General features: G+C 68.9%; 18 protein-coding genes. 5 read left to right on the forward strand and 13 right to left on the reverse strand.

The features are described 5' to 3' along the window. Positions 1-99 precede the first annotated feature (99 nt). Positions 100-1113, reverse strand: coding sequence for a nitronate monooxygenase family protein (locus HBK84_RS11885; RefSeq protein WP_167318996.1), 1014 nt, complete (start codon positions 1111-1113; stop codon positions 100-102). An 82-nt stretch (positions 1114-1195) separates the two neighbouring features. Between HBK84_RS11885 and HBK84_RS11890 the strand changes: the two genes are divergently transcribed. Then, entirely contained in the window at positions 1196-1630 is a 435-nt protein-coding gene (locus HBK84_RS11890; protein WP_240919002.1) for an NUDIX domain-containing protein, read from the forward strand. 234 nt (positions 1631-1864) lie between these two features. On the opposite strand, the gene surE is transcribed toward HBK84_RS11890, so the two are convergent. Both surE and HBK84_RS11900 read right to left on the reverse strand, forming a co-directional pair. Further along, positions 1865-2749 carry a 5'/3'-nucleotidase SurE gene (surE, locus tag HBK84_RS11895; RefSeq protein ID WP_167318998.1) on the reverse strand — a complete coding sequence of 295 codons (885 nt, stop codon included), beginning with the start codon at positions 2747-2749 and terminating at the stop codon, positions 1865-1867. A 219-nt stretch (positions 2750-2968) separates the two neighbouring features. After that, positions 2969-3931 carry a 1-phosphofructokinase family hexose kinase gene (locus HBK84_RS11900; protein ID WP_167318999.1) on the reverse strand — a complete coding sequence of 321 codons (963 nt, stop codon included), beginning with the start codon at positions 3929-3931 and terminating at the stop codon, positions 2969-2971. Positions 3932-3992: 61 nt separating this feature from the next. Between HBK84_RS11900 and HBK84_RS11905 the strand changes: the two genes are divergently transcribed. Further along, positions 3993-4472 (forward strand): GNAT family N-acetyltransferase, encoded by a 480-nt coding sequence (locus tag HBK84_RS11905; protein ID WP_035965631.1) that lies wholly within the window; start codon positions 3993-3995, stop codon positions 4470-4472. A 63-nt stretch (positions 4473-4535) separates the two neighbouring features. On the opposite strand, the gene HBK84_RS11910 is transcribed toward HBK84_RS11905, so the two are convergent. After that, a complete protein-coding gene (locus HBK84_RS11910; protein WP_144997750.1) occupies positions 4536-4955 on the reverse strand; it encodes a ChaB family protein in 420 nt (139 codons plus the stop codon). Between the two features lie 259 nt (positions 4956-5214). Here HBK84_RS11910 and HBK84_RS11915 point away from each other — a divergent pair, with 259 nt between their 5' ends. Beyond that, entirely contained in the window at positions 5215-5709 is a 495-nt protein-coding gene (locus HBK84_RS11915) for an Hsp20/alpha crystallin family protein (RefSeq protein ID WP_167319000.1), read from the forward strand. Positions 5710-5858: 149 nt separating this feature from the next. Here the strand turns inward: HBK84_RS11915 and HBK84_RS11920 are convergent, their stop codons facing one another. From HBK84_RS11920 to HBK84_RS11930, 3 genes are all read right to left on the reverse strand, one after another. Further along, the gene (locus HBK84_RS11920; RefSeq protein WP_167319001.1) at positions 5859-9635 is read right to left on the reverse strand and encodes an MMPL family transporter; all 3777 of its coding nucleotides are present in this window, start codon (positions 9633-9635) and stop codon (positions 5859-5861) included. 178 nt (positions 9636-9813) lie between these two features. After that, positions 9814-10515, reverse strand: a complete 702-nt coding sequence (locus HBK84_RS11925; RefSeq protein WP_240919003.1) for a TetR/AcrR family transcriptional regulator — start codon at positions 10513-10515, stop codon at positions 9814-9816. A 144-nt stretch (positions 10516-10659) separates the two neighbouring features. Then, positions 10660-11994 (reverse strand): D-serine ammonia-lyase, encoded by a 1335-nt coding sequence (locus tag HBK84_RS11930; protein WP_167319003.1) that lies wholly within the window; start codon positions 11992-11994, stop codon positions 10660-10662. Positions 11995-12055: 61 nt separating this feature from the next. Here HBK84_RS11930 and HBK84_RS11935 point away from each other — a divergent pair, with 61 nt between their 5' ends. Next, positions 12056-12655: a GNAT family N-acetyltransferase gene (locus tag HBK84_RS11935; protein ID WP_167319004.1), complete on the forward strand. Its 600-nt coding sequence runs from the start codon at positions 12056-12058 to the stop codon at positions 12653-12655. 48 nt (positions 12656-12703) lie between these two features. Here the strand turns inward: HBK84_RS11935 and HBK84_RS11940 are convergent, their stop codons facing one another. The 4 genes from HBK84_RS11940 to HBK84_RS11955 all read right to left on the reverse strand — a co-directional run bounded on the left by HBK84_RS11940 (position 12704) and on the right by HBK84_RS11955 (position 17138). Next, entirely contained in the window at positions 12704-13249 is a 546-nt protein-coding gene (locus HBK84_RS11940; protein WP_167319005.1) for a GNAT family N-acetyltransferase, read from the reverse strand. Positions 13250-13354: 105 nt separating this feature from the next. Further along, complete coding sequence (locus tag HBK84_RS11945; RefSeq protein WP_167319006.1) at positions 13355-15211, reverse strand: bifunctional sugar phosphate isomerase/epimerase/4-hydroxyphenylpyruvate dioxygenase family protein; 1857 nt, start codon at positions 15209-15211, stop codon at positions 13355-13357. Beyond that, positions 15208-16149, reverse strand: a complete 942-nt coding sequence (locus tag HBK84_RS11950) for a shikimate dehydrogenase (protein ID WP_167319007.1) — start codon at positions 16147-16149, stop codon at positions 15208-15210. Before HBK84_RS11950 ends, HBK84_RS11945 begins: the two co-directional genes overlap by 4 nt. Before the next feature lie 74 nt (positions 16150-16223). Then, entirely contained in the window at positions 16224-17138 is a 915-nt protein-coding gene (locus HBK84_RS11955; RefSeq protein WP_240919004.1) for an IclR family transcriptional regulator, read from the reverse strand. Between the two features lie 147 nt (positions 17139-17285). Here HBK84_RS11955 and HBK84_RS11960 point away from each other — a divergent pair, with 147 nt between their 5' ends. Next, positions 17286-18737 carry an MFS transporter gene (locus HBK84_RS11960; protein ID WP_084118221.1) on the forward strand — a complete coding sequence of 484 codons (1452 nt, stop codon included), beginning with the start codon at positions 17286-17288 and terminating at the stop codon, positions 18735-18737. Positions 18738-18896: 159 nt separating this feature from the next. Here HBK84_RS11960 and HBK84_RS11965 read toward each other — a convergent pair whose 3' ends face one another. Together HBK84_RS11965 and HBK84_RS11970 are read right to left on the reverse strand one after the other, a co-directional pair. Then, on the reverse strand, positions 18897-20138 hold the full coding sequence (locus tag HBK84_RS11965; RefSeq protein ID WP_167319008.1) for an MFS transporter: 1242 nt from the start codon (positions 20136-20138) through the stop codon (positions 18897-18899). A 521-nt stretch (positions 20139-20659) separates the two neighbouring features. Then, complete coding sequence (locus tag HBK84_RS11970; protein ID WP_167319009.1) at positions 20660-21745, reverse strand: alkene reductase; 1086 nt, start codon at positions 21743-21745, stop codon at positions 20660-20662. Positions 21746-21847: the final 102 nt, after the last annotated feature.

Here is a 21847-nt window from a genome sequence, read left to right on the forward strand (position 1 = left end):
GCTCACGCGCCCTGGACGTACCGAGCGCGGTCGATCCGGGGTGGGCGGGTGTGCTGTCCTTCCCACGCTAGCCTTCAGGTACCGCCCCGCGGCAGTGGGTCACAGCCCCCGGAAGAGTTCCACGATCTCCGCCGCGCTCGTGTCCCGGCACGCGCCGAAACCGGTGCCCGCCCACAGGTTCAGCCCCTCGGCGTCGCCCGCGGACGCGGCCCGCAGCGGCGCCGTCATGTAATGCACCTGCGGGTAGCCACTCACCTGCGCAGATCCGAGTCGGTCGGTGAACCCATTACGCAGGGCGCGGGCCCAGCGGCCCGAGAACGCCCGGGTGACCACGGTGTCCCTGCCCCCGCTGTTCAGCAGGGCCTCCCGGTGGGCGGGTTTGGTCCCCGCTTCCCGCGCGGTGAGGAACAGGGTGCCCACTTGCACCGCTACGGCTCCGCGGCCGAGCAGGTCCGCGGCGTCCTCGCGACTCGCGATCCCGCCCGCGGTGATCAACGGCATCTCGCTCAACTCACGCGCCTGGTCGAGCAGTTCCGCGGTGCTGATGTCCTCCGGGGTCGTGGCCTGGCCGTGTGTGGCCCGGTGTCCGCCCGCTTCGCGCCCCTGCACCACGATCGCGTCCGGTGCGAGTTCCACCGCGGCCTCGACTTCCCGCGCGTCCGTGGCATTGAGGACGACGACGCTGCCCGCTTCACGCAACCGCGCAACGTCGGCCGCTCCCGGCAGTCCGAACGTGAACGAGACGAGGGGCACGGGGTTGGCCACGAGGTGATCCAGCTTGGCCGGGTAGTCGTCATCCGTGAACGGGCCCGGCTGCGGGGCGGAGACGTCCAGGTCGGCGGCCACGGGGACGAGGGCTCGCGCGTACGCCTCGAGCTGCTCCGGATCGGAGGGGTCCCGTTCGGGGACGAAGAGGTTGACCCCGAAGTGGTCCGTGCGTGCGGCGACCTCACGGATCTCCTCCGCCATGGCACTCGCGGACTTGTAACCCGCGGCCAGCATCCCCAGTCCGCCCGCTTCCGCTACGGCCACGGCGAGCGCGGAGCTCGAGGGGCCACCCGCCATGGGCGCCTGCACCACGGGTACGGACAGATCGTGCAGAGGGTTCGTCATCGTGGCTCCTTATAGTGGGGGCGTGCCGGATTCCCATGATGCCAGTCCCCTCACCAGCGCCGACAGGACCCCCTCACGTCCCGTGATCAAGGTGACCGGCGTGGTGATGCGGCGTGCCTCGGATGGGGCGGTCCTGACCGTGCGCAAGCGTTCGACCGGGATGTTCATGTTCCCCGGGGGCAAGCCAGAGGGGGACGAGACACCGCTGGAGACCGGGATCCGCGAGGTCCGGGAGGAACTGGGGATCTCGCTGACCCCGGAGCAGTTGCGCCCCGTGGGGGAATGGCACTCGGATGCCGCGAACGAACCCGGTCACGCGCTGCACAGTCACGTGTTCGTGAGCACCGTGCCGCTCACCGACACCCCCGTGCCTGCAGCGGAGATCGTGGAACTGCGGTGGCAGCCCCTCGCGGGTGCGGAGGACGTCACGGACCTCGCTCCCCTGGCCCGGTTGCATGCTCTCCCGGCGCTGCGTGCCGCGTCCAGCGGGGCATGTGTCTCCGGCTGCGAGTCGTGAGGCGCGCGGAGGCCACCGGCAAAGTTTGAGGCACGTAGAGGCCCACCGCGGATTTTCAGGCACTCCAAAGCCACTTAACCGCCCGAATACTGGCTTCCGCATGCCCAGAATTTTGGGACTGGCTTCCGCGTGCCCAAGGGTTTGCGAGGGTCACATGGGCGGGCATTCCCGGGGCGGGTCACTGGGGTATCGCCGTTTCACTATGTTCCACGCCGCGACAACAGGGGCGCCGGGTCACGTGCGGCGCATGACCGTGGCGGCGTCCACGGTGACGTCCCCCGTGCCCGGGACCGCGGCGTCGTCGTCCGTGAGGCCCGGAAGGGTGACGTCCCAGAAGGGCGTGGGGGCCGTGATCCCCAGGTCCTCGCGGGGGACGGCGTGGGTGTCCTGGGAGCGGTCGTCCACGGGGGCGCGCAGCAGCGTGGCCGTGGCCCAGCCGTGGGTGAGGAGGTAGTGGTCGCTGTCTGGCTCCTCCGGGCCGGTCTCCGCGCTGTAGGTGACCGCGATGTGCTTCTCGTCCCCGCGGCCGATCTGCGCCTGCACCGCCCCGAAGCTCGCCAGGTGGGCGGGCTTGAGACCGCGCAATCGCCCGGGGGCCACGTCGGGAACGTTGAGGTTGAGGATCCACTCGTCGAAAGGCCGGTCCTCCCAGTGCTCCAGCGCGAATCGGGTGACCAGCAGGGCCGTGTCCCAGTGCTGCGGCGCGCCGGACGTGATGGACACCGCGATGCCGGGGATCCCGTGGGACGCGGCCGTCAGCACCGCACCCACCGTCCCCGAGTGCAACGTGGCCCTGCCCGTGTTGGCCCCCAAGTTCACCCCGGAGAGCACCATGTCCGGGCGCTTGCCGAACGCGCCGTAGGAGGCCAGGAAGGCAATCAGAGCGGGGGCGGCCTTCACACCCACGCACTCCACACCGTCGGGCATGTTCGGCGGCGCGGCCTCCACCAGAGCGATGCGGCCATCGACCTCCTCGCCGGACAGCGAGGCGCTGGCACCCGAGTACTCCTCGGCCGGAGCGGCCACCGTGACGCTGTGCCCGCGGTCCAGGGCTGCCTGCGCGAGAACCGCAAGTCCCGCGGAGGAGATGCCGTCGTCATTGGTGACCAGGATGTGCATGTGCACCATGGTGACACGCGCCCGTCACGCGGACCAGAGCCCGGTACTCGGGCCAGGCCACCCAGGAGGACCAACCCGGTCACGCTTCACACGGGCCGAACTGCCCGCGACCACGTCCGGTCAGGGTGCACTGGGCGTCAGACCGAACTGCTCGGCGCGTCGAGCCGGAGCCGGGTCGTGGCACCGAATCGGAGAGCCACAGGTCAAGCACCCGGAACGTCAGGACAGCGTGCGCACCGTGATCTCGCGGGCGAACTTCTCGATGGTCGTGCGGTTGCCGGTCCCCAGGCCGCGGCGCGCCACGTTCAGCGCTCCCGCTGATGCACCGAGGGCCACGGCCTCCACGAGAGCGAGACCGCGCGCCAGACCCACCGAGATCCCCGCGGTCATCGAGTCCCCCGCCCCTCGGTGGTCCAGCGGTGTGATGGACGGCGCGGAGACCTCCCGCACGGAATCCTTCTCCACGAGCAGCGCGGGGTCCTTGGCTCGTGAGATCACCACGGCGCCCGCACCGCGTTCGAGCAGCATGTGTCCGGCGCTCACCAGGGCCTCCGCGGTGTCCTCCGCGACGAGCTCGAGATCGAGCACCTCTTCGTGGCTGATCTTGAGCACGTCCACGTTAGCCGCCACGGCCGCCAGTGCGGGCTTGCCGCTGAGGTCCGCGACCACGGTGGTCCCGGCATCCCGCGTGTCCTGGATGAGGCGGCCGAAGAACGACGCCGGCACCACGTCCCCGGGTTCGGCCCCGGTGACCGTGAGGACGTCCGAGGCGAGCGCGTCCACGAACGCCGTGCCGTAGAGATCGTCCAGTTCATGGCGGGAGAGCTCCGGGGGCGGCATATGGGCCACGGTCTCCCGGTCCTCACCGCGCAGGTCGTAGACGTATCCGCCGTTGCCGTACCCGTAGCGCACAGCATTGACCTGCATGCCCAACCCGTCCAGCATGGTGCGGATCAGCGAGCCCAGTTCCCCGCCGAACGGCCCGCTCACGGACACGTCCGCCCCCAGCGACCCGGCCATCCGGGCCACCCACAGCCCCTGCCCGCCGGGGTGCATATGCACGTCCGACTCGTGGGAACTACGGTTACGATGCGCAGCCGGTTCCGTGATTTCCGTGATCAGCAGCGGAGTGGGAACCAGGATGGAGATACGCGGCTTGGGGCCGGGGCGGGTCTCGGTCACGAACGAAAGCTACATGACACGGGCGCTGGTGAACAGCACACCAAGGTGTCACCATGGTGGGATGAACGTCACCGCACCGGTTCGTATCGTGGAAGGTCAGGCCGCCAGTGAGCACACGCTGCGCGCCCTGAGCGCGTACTTCAGCGAGTTGAACAACCGGATCGACGGCGGTTTCGATCCCGAACTCACCGAGGTCACCGCCCCGGAGGACGTCACTCCGCCGCACGGGGATTTCTTCCTCATGACGGATTTGGTCACGGGCTCGGTCATCGCGTGCGGCGCGGTGCGCAAACTCGACGATGACCGCGTGGAACTGCGCCGGATCTGGGTCACCCCGGAACACCGCGGACAGGGCCACGCGCGCACCCTGGTGCGGGCACTCGAGAACAAGGTGCGCGCTTTCGGCGCCACCACGGCCGTGGTCTCCCTCAACGAGGAGATGACCGAGGGGATCGCGATGTTCCGCAAGCGCGGCTACGAGCCCGTGGATTCCTTCCACGACGCCACCACGGCCTCGGTCTTCCTGGCCCGCCAGTTGTAGACCCACCGATCGCAGGCCAGCAGTCACAAACCCGCAGGGTATGAGCCCGCCGAGCGGTGAACCTCAGTCGCGGGCCTCGCGCGTCTTCTTCCGGTTGGCCTTGTCGATCGCCTCGACCAATTCGTCCTTGGTCATGTCCGAGCGTCCCGTGATGTCCAGTTCCTGGGCGAGTTCGTACAGGTGCTCCTTGCTGGCATTAGCGTCCACCCCGCCGGCGGTGTCCTCCGCGTTCAGACCGCCCTTCTCGGCGCTGTCGTCCGAGGGCCCGTTGTGCTCCTTGGGCTCCCAGTGGTCCCCGACCTTCTCGTGGGTGTGCTTGACGGCCGACCACGCGGTGCGCGCCGCCCGAGCGTCGTCGTGGTATTCCTCCTGCGCCGAGTCGTAGGTCTGCGCGAACGTGTCCTGTGCCTTCTCGTCCGAGCGTTGCAGCGTGGACGGGATCTCGTCCTGACGCGCGTGGCCGTTCTTCTTCGCCTTGGGCACGGGGGCCTCCTCAAAGCGTTCGGGTGTCACTGGTGACTCGATCCTACGCGCCGCCGACGCCGCTGCGACAGGCCCGCCCGCTGCTTGAGTCAGTGCCACTCAGCTTTCGTGCGTCAGTGACTAGCACTTCCGCCGACAGCCTGCTATATTAAACGTTGTTGAGTCACAGAGACTCAAGAAACGTGATGGCACCACGCGGGTAATCGACCGGATCGCGGGGCACAGCACGTGGGTGCCGCAGAGTGAAGGAGTAATCGTCATGGCTACATTCGACCCGTTCTCCGAGGTCCAGAACTTTGCCAACCAGGTCCTCTCCGGCCGCAACGGCCTGGAGCAGATGCCCATGGACCTCTACCGTCAGGGCGCCAACTATTACCTTGCCGCGGACCTGCCGGGCATCGATCCCACGAGCGTGGACGTGGACGTGGACGGTCAGCTGCTGACCATCCGTGCGCAGCGTCGTCTGCCCTCCGCGGAGAAGGACACCAAGTGGATCGTGCGCGAGCGCCGCAGCCACTCGTTCGTCCGCCAGCTCAACCTGGGCCAGGGCATCGACACGGAGAACATCACCGCCGCGTACGACAACGGCGTGCTGACCGTGACCATCCCCGTGTCCCCCAAGTCCCAGCCGCGCAAGATCCAGGTGGCCACCGGCCAGGAACACCACGACAACGTGGTCCTGGAGCACGACAAGGGCTCGGACGAGGACCGCTCGCAGAACGTGCAGAAGGACTCCGAGGGGTCGCAGGACTGAACAGGGCCGATCAGGACCGGCCCTTCACCGGCGCTGACCGGCGAATCCACCCGGTCGGAACAAGCCTGCTCAATCGGGGGCTCACCGCCCCATGACATGACTGTGCCCCGCAGGTCACCCTGCGGGGCACAGTCATGTTCACGACGGGGTCAGCGGTTCATCCACCGCACCACGTGGTCGAGGTCCTCGGACGCGCGGGAGGACCAGACCATGAGCGCGTACACGTGCGGTCCGCCCTCGCAGACCACCGCGGTAGTGTCGACGTTTGCTCGCACCAGCTCGGCCACGAACTCCATGGTGTCCGGGTAGAGCATGTCCCGGTCACCCTGCAGCACGAACGTGCGGGGCAGTCCGCGCACGTCGCCGAACGCGGGGCTCACCATGGGGTCGGTGACGTCCCGTGTGCCGGCCCACCAACGAGCGGCGGCCCGAGCGCCGTCGGTACCGAGCATGTGGTCCGCGTCCCGGTACGCCTCGATCTGGGGGTTCGTCACCGTGGTGTCCACCCACGGGGCCATGAGGATCAAACCCGCCACGCCGAGATCGTCCGCGTCCCGCAGTCGCATGGCCTGGGCCAACGCCAGACCACCGCCGGCGGAGTCGCCCGACAGGAAGACGCGCGGGCCGAACGAACGGGCCAGGTCCCACACGCCGTCGGCGAGTTCGAGCGCCTCGTCCACCGTGTGATCGGGGGCGAGCCCGTAGCCCGGCACCACCACGGTGACCCCGGTGCGCTGCATCAGGGCGTCGATCCAGCGCCAGTGCACCGTGGTCATGGGGTTCACGTACGCGCCGCCGTGCCAATGCACGACCACCGGGGCGTCCGCCCGGGTGATGGCCGCCTTGGGCCGCGCGACGATGACCGGGTACCCGGCCACCATGACCTTCTCGAAGCTCGCGCGCTTGTGCATCGCCTTGTGCGGTGCCGCTTCCTCGCCGCGCACGGCCAGGGACTCGAGCAGCTTCTCCTCGGAATCCAGCACGTCCGGGAGCACCCGCAACGCCTGGTTCGTGGCGCGCAGCACCGGGTCCGCGGCGCGCACGATCACGTCCGCGGACGGCTTGGCGGCCCGGTCCTCGGCGATGCATGTGCTCGTGGAAGCCGCCGCGTGCCGACCGCGACGCCGCTGGGTCCCCGCGGTTCCGGGCGTTGCGGTGTCTTCGCGGGAGCCCCCATTCTCGGCAGCGCCCGCGGGCTCACCGCGGCGCTGGGCGTCATCGGCCACGGCACCGAGAGGGGTCCCGGTGGCATGGTGCTGCCCGGCCGAGCGGCGCTCGGATCCCCGGTGGTAGGTGGCACGGTGATCGGCCGCGGTGCGGTGGTTCCCGACATGACCGTGGGTCCGCTCGCCGGCCCCGGCACGGTGACCGTGCGACGTCGTCCGACCGGAAACACCGGCCGCACCCGCGGCGCCGGCCGCACCCGCGGTGGCCACGGCGGCGGTCGCGGCGTGCTGCCCGTGACCGGACTTTCCCCGGCGCTTCCCGGACACCGCGCGATGGCGACCGGTGACGGGGGCGGACCCGGCGGCGTCGCCCTCGGAGACCGTGCCGGACTGCCCGGCACCCTGCACGGCGAGGGACTCACCTTCGACGTCCACGTGCGGGAGGATCTTGTCCAGCCAGCGCGGGAGCCACCAGGCCTTCTCGCCCAGCAAACGCATCACCGCGGGGATCAGGAGCATGCGCACCACGAACGCGTCCAGGAGAACGCCGATCGCGAGTGCGAAGCCGATGGGCCGGACCATGGCCATGTCCGCGAAGATGAAGCCCGCGAACACGGAGATCATGATGATCGCCGCGGCGGTGACCACGGAGCGGCCCGCCTTGAAGCCATAGACCACGGCCTGGCGCGCGGGGTGCCCGTGGGCGTAGGCCTCGCGCATCCCGGAGACCAGGAACAACTGGTAGTCCATGGCCAGGCCGAACAGGATGCCGATCATCAGCGTGGGCAGGAAGCTGAGGATGGGCCCGGGATCGTGCACGCCGAACACGGCGCCACCCCAACCCCACTGGTACACGGCCACCACGGCACCGAAGGCCGCGAGCACGGAGAGCAGGAAGCCCAGCGTGGCGATCACCGGGACCAGGATGGAGCGGAAGACCATGAGCAGCAACAACAGCGAGATGACCAACACGACGCCCAGGTAGAGGGGCAGTTTCTCGCCCAGCAAATGGGAGACGTCGATGTTCGCCGCGGTGGTGCCGGCCACGCCCACGTGGACGTCCTCATTGGCCTGGAGATCGCCGTTGAGGTCCCGGATGTTGTTGACGAGTTCCTCGGTCGCGGCGTCCGCGGGTCCCGAGGAGGGGATCACCTGGATCACGCCGGTGGTGTTGTCGTCCGTGGTCACACCGGGGAGCACGTTGGCCACGTCGTCCTGCTGCGCCAAGCGGTCCGCCACCGTGTTCATCTTGTCGGTGGCCTCGGCGTCGTTGAGACCCCCGGGGAGGTCCACGACCACGGCGAGGGGTCCGTTCTCACCCGCACCGAAGTCGTCCGCGATGCGCTGGTAGGCCTGGTACTGGGTGCTGTCCTGGGGTTCGGTGGACGCGTCCGGCAGGCCCAGGCGCATGGTCTGGGCCGGCAGCGCGAGCACGATGAGCACGGCCGCGCACGCCAGGGTGGTGATCCAGGGGTGGCGCAGGTGCAGGGGGACGTCGTGCTCGTCGATGTTCTCCTCGCGGGGCGCGGCGTCCCGCACCTTCCTGGGCAGCACACGCCGCCCGGCGAGGGAGAGCAGAGCAGGGGTGAGTGTCAGGGTCAACAGCAGGGCGACCGCCACGGCCACACCGGCCACGGTGCCCATGAGTCCCAGGAACGGGATCGCCGTGACGTTCAGAGCCACTAGGGCCACGATCACGGTCAGCGCCGCGAAGAACACGGCGGTTCCGGAGGTGCCCACGGCCATCCCGATGGATTCCCGCATGGGCATACCTCGTCGCAACTGCTGCCGGTGCCGGTTGAGCACGAACAGGGAGTAGTCGATGCCCACGGCCAGGCCCAGCATGACGCCGAGCATGGGCGTCACGGACATCATGTCGATCACGCCGGAGAACGCGAGGGTGGCACTCGTGGCGATGGCCACGCCCAACAGCGCGGTCAGCACGGGCAGCGCCGCGGGGACCACGGCGCGCAACATGATCAGCAGCACCAGGGCCGCGATGATCACGCCCACGATCTCCGCCGGACCCACTAGGGAAGAGATGTCCTGCGCGAGCTCCTGGGAGAACTCGGCGTCCACGCCGTCCACGGGGTGGTCCTTGATGGCGTCCATCACTGCGCTCTTGGTGTCCGATTCCACGGAGGTCTGGTCCACCGAGAAGCTCACCACGCTGATCGCGGAGTTGCCGTCCCGGGAGACCACGCGGTAGTCACCCATGCGTTTCATGGCCCGTTCACCCTCTTCGAGCTGGGCCTTCTGCTGGGCGATCTGCTGCGGGTCGATCCCGCGTTGCTGCAGGATGCGCTGTTCGCTCACGCCCGGCGGCAGGTTCTGGCGCAGCTGTGCGAGTGCTTGCTCGCCCTGTTCGAGCTGCTGGCGGCCGTCCCGCAACTGCTGCCGACCGTCGTCCAGCTGTTGCTGCGTCTGGAACGGGTTGCTCGTGGAGGCCACCTGGTCCACGTCCTCGGTGGCCTTCAGAGCCTCGGCGATGCCGTCCTTCTGGGCCTGCGTGAACTCGGAGCCGTCCTCCGTGAAGAACACGACGCGCCCGGTACCCTGGTTCGCCTCCGGGAGTTCGTCCTTGAGCCGGTCCGCGAGGTTCTGGGTCTCGGTGCCCGGGATCGTGATGGCGTTGCTCAGGTTCACACCCGACATGGCGACCCCGCCCACGGCCAACGCAAGCACCGCGAGCCATACCAAGATCACCGCCCACGCGTGGGAGGCTGCGCTCTTGCCCAGCCTGTACAGAAGTCGTGCCACGGGATTCTCCTACTGAATCGGAAGTTTTCTGGTGGGTGCGTCGCGCGGGGCGGCGGCTGATCGGTCCATGGGTGCTGTGCGGTTGTCGACGACGCCGCGGCGCCGGTCTGCGGTCTCGGGCCCCGGCGTCGGGGGCTCGCCGGTGGTGCTGGTCAGGGTTTCGGATCGGTGCGCGGCATCAGGAATCGAAGCCCCGCCCCAGGACGCCGAGTGCGGTGGTCAACAGTTCGTCCCAGATCCGGCGGCCCCGCTTGTCCAGCTCGCCCCCGGTGCGCGCAACCCATTCGTCGAGACACTCAGCGAACGAGTTGATGAGCGTGGTGGCCACCAAGTGCGTCTCGAAGGACGAGTGCTGCGGCAGTCGTTCGCGCAGCACCTCGTTCAAGCGGTCCACGGCGGTGCGGGTCACCCTGAATCCCCACAGCGAGGCCGCGGGGGTGTCCTGCAGGTCCACGGAGAACACCGGTTGGAGTTCCTCGATCAGGGTGTGGGTGCGCAGCGATCCGATCAACTGCCGGTAGACGTCCCCCAGGGAAACGTCCGAGGTCGCCGCTGTCGTGCCCTTCGGCGTCGTCGGCTCCGGGAGATCCCGCAGCACCCCGTCGATCAGCCCTGCCACGAGTTCCGAGAGGTACTCGAACACCGCGTCCTGGGCCGAGGGGAAGTGGTTGAAGATGGTCCGGCGGGAGACCCCCGCCCGCGCGGCCAACTCGTTGACGGTCACGCGGTCGGTGCCCAGCTCGGTGGCCAGTTCACCCGCGGCCGCGATGATGGCCCGCCGATTGCGCAGCCGGATGGCTTCGCGCTTGTCCTTGGGCTCCCCTGATCGAGGCTCACCCGAACGGTCGTCGGCGCATCCGGACAGCAACGTGGTCAACACGTGATCCATCGTACGGCAGTAATTGCACTGTGTGCATCTTTTGATGAGGAGGCTCTCATCACCTCCCTGCCAGGTCTGCGTACGTCAGTCCTTGAGGGATCGATGGTGGGGGCGTCGGTCCCTGGAACGTCGGTTGTCGGAGCGTCATGCGAGGTATCCCGCCCGCACGTGATCCGGGAGCATGCCACCACCGGTGAGCCAGGCCAGATGGGTGGCCCCGTCGGGGATCTTGATCGGGTTCTCCCCCGCCCCCTCGTGGGCGACGCGCCGCAGTGCGTCCAGGGCCGCGGCGGCCGAGGGTTCCACCACCATGCCCTCCGCGCCATGCAGGCTCCTGACCTGGGACAACATCGCCTCATCCGTGCACGTGACGTAACCGGCGAGCAACCCTTCCACGGCTCGACCCACGAATCCCGAGGCCCGCCCCACCGCGAGCCCGTCCGCCACCGTACGGGTGTCCAACCCCAGTTCCGCCACCGAGATCCCGTCATGACGACCCGTGTACACACCCAGGAGCATGCAGGGTGCGCGGGTGGGTTCCACGAACACACAGTGCACTGCATCCCCGAATTCCCGTTTCAATCCGTAGGCCACGCCGCCCGGGGCTCCCCCGATGCCACACGGGAGGTACACGTACAGGGGATGCTCAGCGTCCACAGCGACACCCAGGTCATGTAATTGCCGGGCCACCCGCGCCCCCGCCACGGCGTACCCCGCGAACAGGCTCAGCGAGTGTTCGTCGTCCACGAAGTGCACCGACTCGTCCGCCTCGGCGGCCACACGCCCCGCCGCGACGGCTTCCGTGTAGTCGGTGCTGTGTTCCACGACCTCCACTCCCCGCGAGCGCAGCAGATCCTTCTTCCACTGTTGCGCGTGTACGGACATGTGCACCGTGGCCCGCAGCTCGAGCGCCGCGGCGATGATCCCGATGGACAGCCCCAGGTTTCCCGTGGAACCCACGACCACGCGGTGCTCCCGCATGAGCCGGCGGAAGGGCTCGGCCCCGAACACGGTGTAGTCCGGTCCGGGCCGCGGTGGTTCCGGCAGCAGGCCGTGGCGCACCGCGAGCGTCTCGGCGTACTGCAGGACCTCGTGCACCCCGCCACGGGCCTTGATGGAACCGCTCACGGGGAGGATGTCGTCACGTTTGAGCAGGACCCGCCCCGTCCGGATACCGCTAACGCGCTGCCACTCGCCGGCCTCGTCCAATGGCGACTCGATGAGCCCCCGCGCGGGCGCGGTCTCGGGGAAGGTCGCCGCGATCCAGGGCCGGAACCGCTCGAGGCGCGCCGCGGCGTCGTCGACCAGGGCCGGGTCCACCCCGGAAGCCGCCAGCCCGCGGGCGCTGTCCACCGCGGCGGGGTTCCACCACGTCAGCGGTTCCTCCCGAGCCAGCCGGGGCAGCACGGGATCCGACGCACCCCATGACCCGCGCTGCCTCGTCGGCTCCGCGGTGGGTTCCATCTCCGGCGTATCCATGGCCCCATCATGGCGCGGAATCATGATCCCCGCGTTCCGGACTAGCCCATACAATGCCCAGATGACCAAGGACACCCTGAGCACGCCAGAGGCGGCCCTGGAGTACGGCACCCGGTTGTTGCGCGGCACCACTGTTCAGCTGCGTTCCACCACGCGAGCGGATATCGAGGTTCTCACCGGTTGGTGGTCACGTCCTGAGTGGGCGGCCCTTCAACAACCCATGATCAAACCACGTCCGCGAACGTCGATCGCTGACATGTTCGCTCGATGGAGCGCGAATGATGCGGCCAGTGGCGCCGGTTTCAGCATCGATAACGTCGACGGCGATCTGGTGGGGCATGCGACATTGTGGGGTGCCACACTGCCGGCGCGCATCGCAACATATGCGATCGTCATCGGGCCTGATTTCGTGGGGCGTGGATACGGTACCGACGCGACCAAGGTCATGCTCCGCTACGCCTTCCAAGAACTCGGGGCGCACAAGGTGGAGCTACAGACATGGGCCTACAACACCCGGGCACGGCGCGCCTATGAGAAGGCCGGCTTCGTCACGGAAGGCGTCCGCCGGGCGGCCGCGTTTCACAATGGGGCCTTCCACGACGAGATTCAGATGGGGATTCTCGTCGACGAGTACCGACATTCATCCGAAAGCGGTTCTTGACGCGGTCGGCGAGAATACCGTCGGGCTCCGCAACCCGACGTGCCCTCACTAAGAGAAGGTTGTGGGAGACACGAGCTCCCAACGGATCTCTCCGTCTTCGACCGTCGGGGTGGGATGCATCCCCACCCGGCGAGCAACTGAATTGGATGCCTCGTTGTTCGGATGGATGTATGCCGCAAACATCTCGATACCGGCAGTCTTCAACCACTGGATGACGCCGTCCGTCGCTGCCGTTGCCAGGCCCTTGTGTTGGAACTGCGGCGCGATCACCCACGCCAGGTCCGCTTCAGCGCCTCTCGTCCTGGACTCGACCGTGGCCTGCACATAACCGGCCGGTACTGTGCTCCCGGGTGGGCGCACCACCCAGTTCAGCCACCATTGCGAACCGTCCTCGGAATGGCCGATGCTCTGGAGTGCGTACCGTCTCCGGAGTTCGGCGAGCGAGGGCGGGGTCCCGCCGATGAATTCGTACAACGAGGGGTGCCCCAGAGTCTCCACCATCTCCACGGCGTGGCCCACCGTCAACGGCTCGAGCACCGCACGTTCCGTGACGATGGTGTCGATCGGCGGCCGGTTCGCAGCTCCACGGTTCATGGGATTGCACCCCCTGTGACAAGTTCTCACCCATGTTCCCACCGGCACGACAGCACGCGGAGGTGATTCCACCATTGACACAGCACCGTGGGCGCACTGTGCGTTTCAGCCTCCGAACTCCCGGTACTGCGCGGCCAGTCGGACGGGAGCGTTGGGTGCGCCGAAGCCCTCGTAGCCGCCGCGGCGTTCCACGACCTCCACGAACACCTCGCCCAGCGTGGCCGTGTAGAAGTGCAGGAACTCCCCGCGCTCGTCCCGGTCGTAGAGCAGCCCGTGGGATTCGAGCTCGGCCACGAACTCCGCATCCAGATCGAAGCGGGCCACGAGGTCCTCGTAGTAGTTGCGAGGCACGGGCAGGAAGGCGAGCCCGCGGCGTCGTGCCCGGCGTGCCACCGCGACGACGTCCGAGCACGCGAGCGCCACGTGCTCCGGGTAGGCCGCGCCCGTGAAGGCGCCCTGCTCCGCGGCCATGGGCGCCACGTTGAGGGGGATCCGCACGGTGTTGCCCTCCGAGCGCATGACCTGCGAGCGCACGAGTCCGGACGGCCCCGCGACCTCTTGCGAGGACGTGGGATGCAGGTTCAGCAGGGACGTCAGGAACAGCACCGCCTCGTCGTAGTGCTGCCACGGCTGGGCCAGGTTCACGTGGTCCACGCCCGTGATCAGGGCGCCCGACGCCGCGTCGTCCTGGTCCGCGCCGAACTCCCCGAGCCACGGGGGCACCCCATGGTTGCCGTGCGGGCCGAAGAATAACTCCGTCCCGTCCGGCGCGAGCACGCCGTGCAGCACGGTCTCGTCCGGCTGCTGGGCGCGATCCACGGCCCGGGCGAGCAGGCGTTCCGCGCGGTACGCGGCGAGGTCGGGATCCGCGACCTGGAAGCCGAGGGCCGCGAGCCGCGTGGGCTGCACGGTGGCCCCCGGGTCCTCCGAGACCACGATCCGCACCGGCCCCTGCGTCCACGCCTGGACCGAGTCCTTGGAGCGGTGGTGCCCGGCCAGGGAGAACCCCAGCTGATGTAGCAACCGGGTCACGCGCCCGAGCTCCCGGGTGCGCAGCTCCACGAAGTCCCAGTCGTCGGGGGTCTGCGGAGCGGGCAGATCGGTGAGCACGAGCGGCTCGCGCTCGGGTTCCCCGCCGGCGTCGCGCACGGCGTCCGCGGTCTGGTCCTCGAGCCAGCGCAGGGACCGCAACCCGTCCACGGCCGTGCGGTAGACGTCCGCCTGCCGGAACGAGTCGTTGAAGATCTCCAGGGACACGGGCCCGGCGTACCCGCACTCGTGCAGGCGGCCCAGCAGGTCCACCAGGTCGAAGTCCCCCTCACCCGGGAAGACCCGGTGGTGGCGCGACCACGAGAGCACGTCCTGTTGGAGCAGGGGCGCGTCCGCGAGCTGCACGAAGAAGATCTTGTCCGGGTCGCACTTTTCCACCCCGGCCACGGTGTCCCCGCGGGAGAAGATGTGGAAGCTGTCCAGGCACGTCCCGACCCGGGGGTGGTCCGCGAGTTCCACGATCCGGTGTGCGTGGCGCCAGTCGTTGACGTGCGCGCCCCACGCGAGAGCCTCGTAGGCCAGGTCGATCCCGTATTCGTCGGCGACGTCGCCCGCGGTCCGCAGCTGCTCAGCGATCGCCTGGTCGTCGTCCAGAACACCGGTAGCCACGTTCGAGCACACGAGCAGCACCGTGGTGCCCAGCCGGTTCATGAGTTCGCACTTGGCGCGCAGTCGGCGCAGGGAATCCGGGAACGTCTCCGGGGCCACCTCCACGCCGTCGCGGAACGGCTGGTACATGTCCAGGGAGAGCCCCAGCTCCGCTGCGAGCTCTCGGAGTTGTTCGGGCGACGACGGCGAGACCACCAGGTCCGGCTCGAAGACCTCGATCCCGTCGAACCCGGCGGAGGCCGCCGCCCGCATCTTCTCCTCGAGGGTTCCGGACAAGCACACCGTGGCGATACTGGTCCTCACAGGACACCCTCCTGTTTCTCGTGGTTGCGCTCACCCTCGGGAGCGGACGCGGGGACGGTAACGGCGTCGTCGCCCTGGCCGGTGAGCTCCAGGAAGTGCCGGCGCATGCGGGCACTGTCCGGGGCAACCCCCGTGATCAATGCAAACGCATCTACTGCTTGCCCCACGGCCATGTGTCCACCGTCCAGCACCGAGCACCCGAGAGCCCGCGCCGCCCGTACCAGGGGCGTCTCGAGCGGAAGGTAGATCACGTCCGCGACCCAGTGCTCCGGTCGCAACAGACCCACGTCGAAAGGCGTCCCGGGGTGGTGGTGCATCCCCACCGGGGTCGCGTTGACCACGCCGTCGGCCGCCGCGATGTGCTCCGTGGCCCGTTCGGCCGTGACGGCTTCCACCACCGCGTCCGGGTAGCGGGCGGCGAGTTCGCTCGCTCGCTCGGCGGCGCGGGCCACGTCCACGTCCACGAGACACAGCCGCTGCGCACCCAGGGACAGCAGGGCCTCGGCCACCGCGGACCCCGCCCCGCCGGAACCGAACTGCACCACGGACCCCACGGTCACGCCGGGCAGACCGTGCCCGAATCCGGTGGTGAACCCCGAGCAGTCCGTGTTGTACCCGATGAACTTTCCTTCCCGGATGAGCACCGTGTTCACGGCCTGGATGGCCTCGGCGCGCGGATCGATCTCGTCCAGGTGCTCGAGCACGAGCTGCTTGCACGGGTGCGTGATGTTGAAGGCGTTGAACCCCAGATCACGCCCGGCCCGCAAGAGGTCCCCCACACTCGTGCCGGGGCGTCCGATCACCCCCAGGTCCACGGGGCGGTAGAGGTAGCGCAGACCGTGCCGGTCCGCTTCGGCCTCGTGCATGGACGGGGTGAGGCTCTGGGTGATGCCGTCGCCGATCAAACCCACCAGGTAGGACTCGTTGCGAGTGGACATGGGACTCCTTCCGGGGAGTGTGTGCCGTGGTCAAGAGGTGCGAATTCAGGGCCCAGGGAGCCCGGACCCGAACATCAGCTGCGCTGCGGAAGCACCACCGCGAGTCGGTCCGCGGCCTCCCGCAACAGGGGGACGTTCTGGATGAGCTCAGTGGGATCGCACCGGTGTACGGGCGCGGCGAGCGCGAGCGCCGCCTGGAGGGGAGCACCTGGGGACATGACGGGCACGGCCAGGGCGGCCATGCCGTCGTCGTGCTCCTGGTCCTGCAGGGCCCACCCCTGCTCCCGGACCTGCGTGAGGATCGCGCGCAAGCGCTCGCGGTCGGTGCGCGAGCGCTCCGTGCGCGTGCTGAGGTCGAGGGACGCCACGAGGTCCTCGCGGACGTCCGGTGCGGTGAAAGCCAGCAGCACCCGGCCGAGTGCGGAGGTGTGCAGCTCCCCCCGGTCCCCCGGGTCCGTGGTGATGCGGTGGTGCGGGCCGTCCACGGTGTGCACGGTGAGGAAACGGTCCCCGTCCAGCACGGCCAGCAGACAGCTCTCACCGGTCGCCTCCACGACCTCCCGCATGACGGGCAGCGCGGTGCCGGCGTAACCCCTGGCCGTGGCCGCCTTCTGTCCCATCGCGAAGAGCAGCAGACCCAACCGGTACTGCTTGGTCGCGGGCTCGTACTCCGCGTACCCGGCGTCCACGAGGGTGCTCAGCAAGCGGTAACACGTGCTGAACGCGTAGCCGGAGTCCGCCACGAGTTGCCCGACGGTCGCCCCGTGGGGGTACTCGGCCAGCATCTCGAGCAGCGCGAGCCCCTTGCGCACGGTTCCCGAACGGTCAGCGGCCCGGGACCGGCCACCGGCCCCACCCTTTCCGGACTCCCGACCCGGTTCCCGGTCGCCTTCTCGCTCCGGTTCCCGGCCGGATTCCTGCTCCGGTTCCTGGGCCGGTTCCTGGGCCGCCGACGCCGCGACGCGCGGCTGCGATGCACTGGGGCTCACGCTCAACTCCTGATTCGCTAACGGACATTTTTCTCGACCACTTGACGAACAGTGTGACCCACACCATTCTTGGTTTCAAGTATTCGGAAGTGATTTTCATTATTTGGCAATTACTCACGCGATGACGCCCCACGGAAGGACCCGCTCATGAGCACGACCCCAGGACCGGATCAGCCGATCCACCCGCCGGCCCCGGCGGCGTCGGCGTCGTCGGGACAACTGACCGACGCACGCCCCGAGAACGTCAAGACCCCCAAGAAGGCGGCGCTGGCCAGCTGGATCGGCTCCGCGCTCGAGTACTACGACTTCGCGGTGTACGGCACCGCGGCGGCGCTCGTGCTCAACCACTTGTTCTTCCCCAAGGACGCGTCCCCGGGTGTGGCCATCCTGTTGGCCATGGGCACCGTGGGCGTGGCCTACGTGGTGCGGCCGCTGGGGGCGCTCATCATGGGCCCGCTCGGTGACCGGATGGGACGCAAGTTCGTCCTGATGCTGACCCTTTTCATGATGGGTGGCGCCACGTTCCTGGTCGGGTGCCTGCCCACGTACGACCAGGTGGGCCTGTTGGCACCCGCCCTGCTCGTGCTGTGCCGCGTGATCCAGGGCCTGTCCGCCTCGGGTGAGCAGGCCAGTGCCATCTCGGTGTCCCTGGAGCACGCCGACGACCGCCACCGTGCGTTCACCACCTCGTGGACCCTGCAGGGGACGCAGTTCGGCACCCTGCTGGCCACCGCCGTGTTCATCCCGTTCACCCTGCTGCTGAGCGAGGAGCAGCTGTTCAGCTGGGGCTGGCGCGTCCCGTTCTGGATCTCCGCCGTGGTGGTCCTGGTCGCCTACCTGATCCGCCGCCACCTGGAGGAGCCGCCCGCTTTCGAGGACGCCCAGGCCGAGACCCCCGGCGAGAAGCCCGCGACCCCGCTGGCCCTGATGCTCAAGTACCACAAGGCCGCCGTGATCCGGATCGCCGCCGCCGCGCTGATCAACACCGTCAACGTGGTGTTCCTGGTGTGGTCCCTGTCCTTCGCGACCTCGGTCGTGGGCCTGGAACGCTCCACCATGCTGTGGGTGTCCGTGCTCGCCAACTTCGTGGCCCTGTTCACCATCCCCGCGTGGGCGCTGCTCGCGGACCGGGTGGGCCGCAAGCCCATCTTCGTGATGGGTGTGATCGGTTCCTCGCTGCTCATGTTCCCTTATCTGGGCGCGGTGTCCTCCGGTAACTGGGTCCTGATCTTCCTCCTGGGTGCGGTGCTCTCCGGCGTGTTCTACTCCATGGCCAACGGCATCTGGCCGTCCTTCTACGCCGAGATGTTCCCCACCCGGGTGCGCGTCTCCGGGCTCGCGCTGGGCACGCAGATCGGCTTCGCGATCTCCGGCGGCGTGACCCCCTTCCTGGCCACCGCCGTGGCCGGCGCCGAGGGCGACGCCTGGCTCAACGTGGCGCTCGTGGTCTGCGCCGCCGGTCTGATCTCGGTGATCGCCGCACTCACGGCCAAGGAGACCAAGTCCCGTTCGCTGCGCAACATCGACGACCTGCACACCAGCCGCACGGAGGCTCTCGAGGTCGTGGCACTGGACAAGCGCAACGCCGCGGGTCGCTGATTCCGGGCTCTGGTCATCGCACTGCCATTCCGTGGAAGGCGCGGTCGGGAGCTCCCCGGTCGCGCCTTCCGTCTGCCCGTCGTCAGGTGCGGTGGGTCGCGGAGGCGGCGCAGCGTCGTCGTCCGAGCACGGGGACGACGACGCCGCTTGACCCCGTCCTCAGACGTCCCGGCGGCGTCCGGGCGGGCGGGTCGCGTGGATGGCGACCGAGACCAGCAGGGCGGCCACCCCGGCCCCGAGGGTGAGCAGGAACCCGTGCCGCGGCACGACCGACAGGACCCCGCCCAGTGCCGAGCCGAAGGAGACCCCCAGGACCAGGCAGGTCGTGAGCATGGTCATGACGCTCGCGATCCGGTGGGACGGGGCCACGCGCTCACCGCGCGTGTAGGCGCTGACCAGGATGGAGCCGACGCCCAGGCCGATCACCGTGAACAGCAGCGCCAGACCCACCGAGCCGGGGACCGGCAGCAGCAGGACGGACACCAGCACCACGAGAAGTGCTCCGCCGGCCACGCGCCATGCGAGCGGCACGCGCTCCGGGAACCGGGACACCAGCACGCTCGCCACGGCGCTGCCCAGCCCCATGAAGCCGTAGATGATGCCCGTGTAGGCATCGGTCCCTCGGGCCGCGTTGATCGCGGTGAGTGCGGTCTGCGTGGAGCCGAAGACCGTTCCCACGCACAGGCACGCGAGCATGGGCGGGAGGACGGCCTTCAGGCGGATCCGTGGGGCGGTGCCGTCGGTGGGGGTGGGCGTCTGCGTGTCCACCCTCATGCCGCGGCAGCTCACCAGATAGGCGATGAAACACCCCTGACCCGCCACGACCCACGTCATGAGCACCAAGAGCGCCGGATTCGGGCCGAGTACACCCACCAGGATCCCGGCGATCACGGGCCCCAGGATGAAGCTGATCTCGTCGCACGCGGTCTCGTACCCCAGGGCCTTGCCCACCAGGCCGGGGGTGTCCCGGCGCCTGGCCAGGGCGGACCAGCGGGCCCTCGCGATGGCTCCCACCTGGGGGTTCGCGGCGCCGACCACCGCGGCGCACACCAGGATCAGTGACCGGGGCGCGTCGTGAAGGACCACGGCGAGCAACAATCCCATCCCGAGCAGTTGCACCACGGTGGCCGCGAGCACCACGGGCAGGGGTCCGAAGCGATCCACCAACCGCCCGATCACGGGCGCGCCCACGGCGGAACCCAGTCCCGCGGCGGCCACGGTGATCCCCGCGAGCCCCAGGCCCAGACCGGCCCCGCTCACATACAGCAACAGACCCAATTGCACCGTGGCGGCGGGGAGCCTGCCAACCAGCGCGGTGATGAGGAAGGGCCATCCGCCCGCAGCTGAGAGGGACGGTGAGTCCCGGGCAGGTTCGGGGACGGCGGGTGGGCGAGTGCTCACGGATTCTCCTGGGTACGACCGACGCCGCGCACCCGACCACACGCGCGGATAATCCCCTGACGACACCTCGATGCTACCCGGGGGCCATCGGGCCGCGGTCTCTACTGCACCCTCGTGGCCCAGCGCGCCAGGTCGGCCCAGGTCCGAAGTAAGCGCTTCGTCCACGTCGACTGCACGGAGTATTTCCGGCCCATCCTCGAACGCGCGGGTCTGACGCCGATCACTTCGGTCACCGCCGCGACGTGGCGCCGAGGCTGATACAGGGCAATTCGTCGAGCCCGAGCGGTTGTTGGGGCCGATCAAGGGTCAGCTATTTTGTGCGGTTGACGTAGTCGAGGAATGCGAAGTGGAGCAAAAGCAGCATCACCCCCCCCCGCGAATCGACATGTGCTCAGCTAAAGCAGGGGGTCAGCCGCTCGCCCGAGGGTCCCCGGGCTGAGGCGCCAGTCACGACCCAAGAAACGCAGGAGGGTGGCAGCCGTCCGTCCAGACGGCTGCCACCCTCCTGAAGGAACCCGTGCCTACCGGGCCGCCACCTTCGCGAACGGGTAGTCCACGTACCCCTTGGGTCCGCCCACGTAAAAGGTCGTGGAGTCCGGGGTGTTCAGCTCCAGCCCGTCACGCCAGCGCTCCACCAGGTCCGGGTTGGCAATGAGCTCACGGCCCACCACCACGCCGTCCGCGAGATCGGCGCTCATGATGTGCTCCGCCTCCTCGAGTTCGGTGACCACGCTGAAGCCGCTGTTGAGGTAGAACACACCCTCGAAGCCACGGCGCAGGTCCCGCACGAACTCCCCGTCCACGTCCTTGTGCAGCACGGACAGGTACGCGAGGTCGAGTCCGCGCAGACCGGTGAGCAACGCGTCATAGGTGGCCACGACGTCGTCGTGGTCGTCCTCGATCGCGCCCTGGACGTTGTGCTCGGGCGAGATCCGCAGCCCCACGCGCTGCCCGCCGATCTCCTCGGCGACGGCGCGCGCCACCTCGATCACGAACCGTGCCCGGTTCTGCGGGGAGCCGCCGTACTCGTCGGTGCGGTGGTTGGAGGACGGGGCGAGGAACTCGTGGAGGATGTAGCCGTTGGCGCCGTGGATCTCCACGCCGTCGATCCCGGCGTCCACCGCGCGGCGGGCCGCGGCGACGAACTCCTGCTTGATGCGGGGCAGCTCGTCGGTCTCCAGGGCACGGGGCGTGGGCATGGGCTGCTTGCCGCTGGGCACGTGCACCGCCTGGTCCACACCGATCGCGCTGGGGGCCTCGGGCAGGGGGCCGCCGGTGAGTTCGGGGTGGGAGACCCGCCCGGCGTTCATGATCTGCAGGAAGATCACGCCGCCCTTCTCGTGTACGGCGTCCGCCACCCGGGACCAGCCCTGGGCCTGCTCGGCGGTCTCGATGCCGGCCTGACCCCAGAACCCGCGGCTCGTCACGGCCGGGAACGTCCCCTCCGTGACCACGAGGCCCGCGGACGCCCGCTGCGAGTAGTACTCGACGTTCATGTCCTTGGGTACGCCGTCCGCGTCGGAACGCATCCGGGTCAGCGGCGCCATGGCCACACGATTCGCGAGCTCGAACTTTCCTACGGTGATCGGGTCGAACAGGGTGGGCATATGTTTCCCTTCGTCGAAAGCTGTTGATACTTAGTCAGTACCCACAACATCCTTCCCCCGCACACCATTCCCGAGGAAGGCTTTCAGAAGGGTCGCCGGAGG

The sequence above is a fragment of the Kocuria sp. KD4 genome, from assembly GCF_011769905.1.
Taxonomy (GTDB): Bacteria; Actinomycetota; Actinomycetes; order Actinomycetales; family Micrococcaceae; genus Kocuria; species Kocuria marina.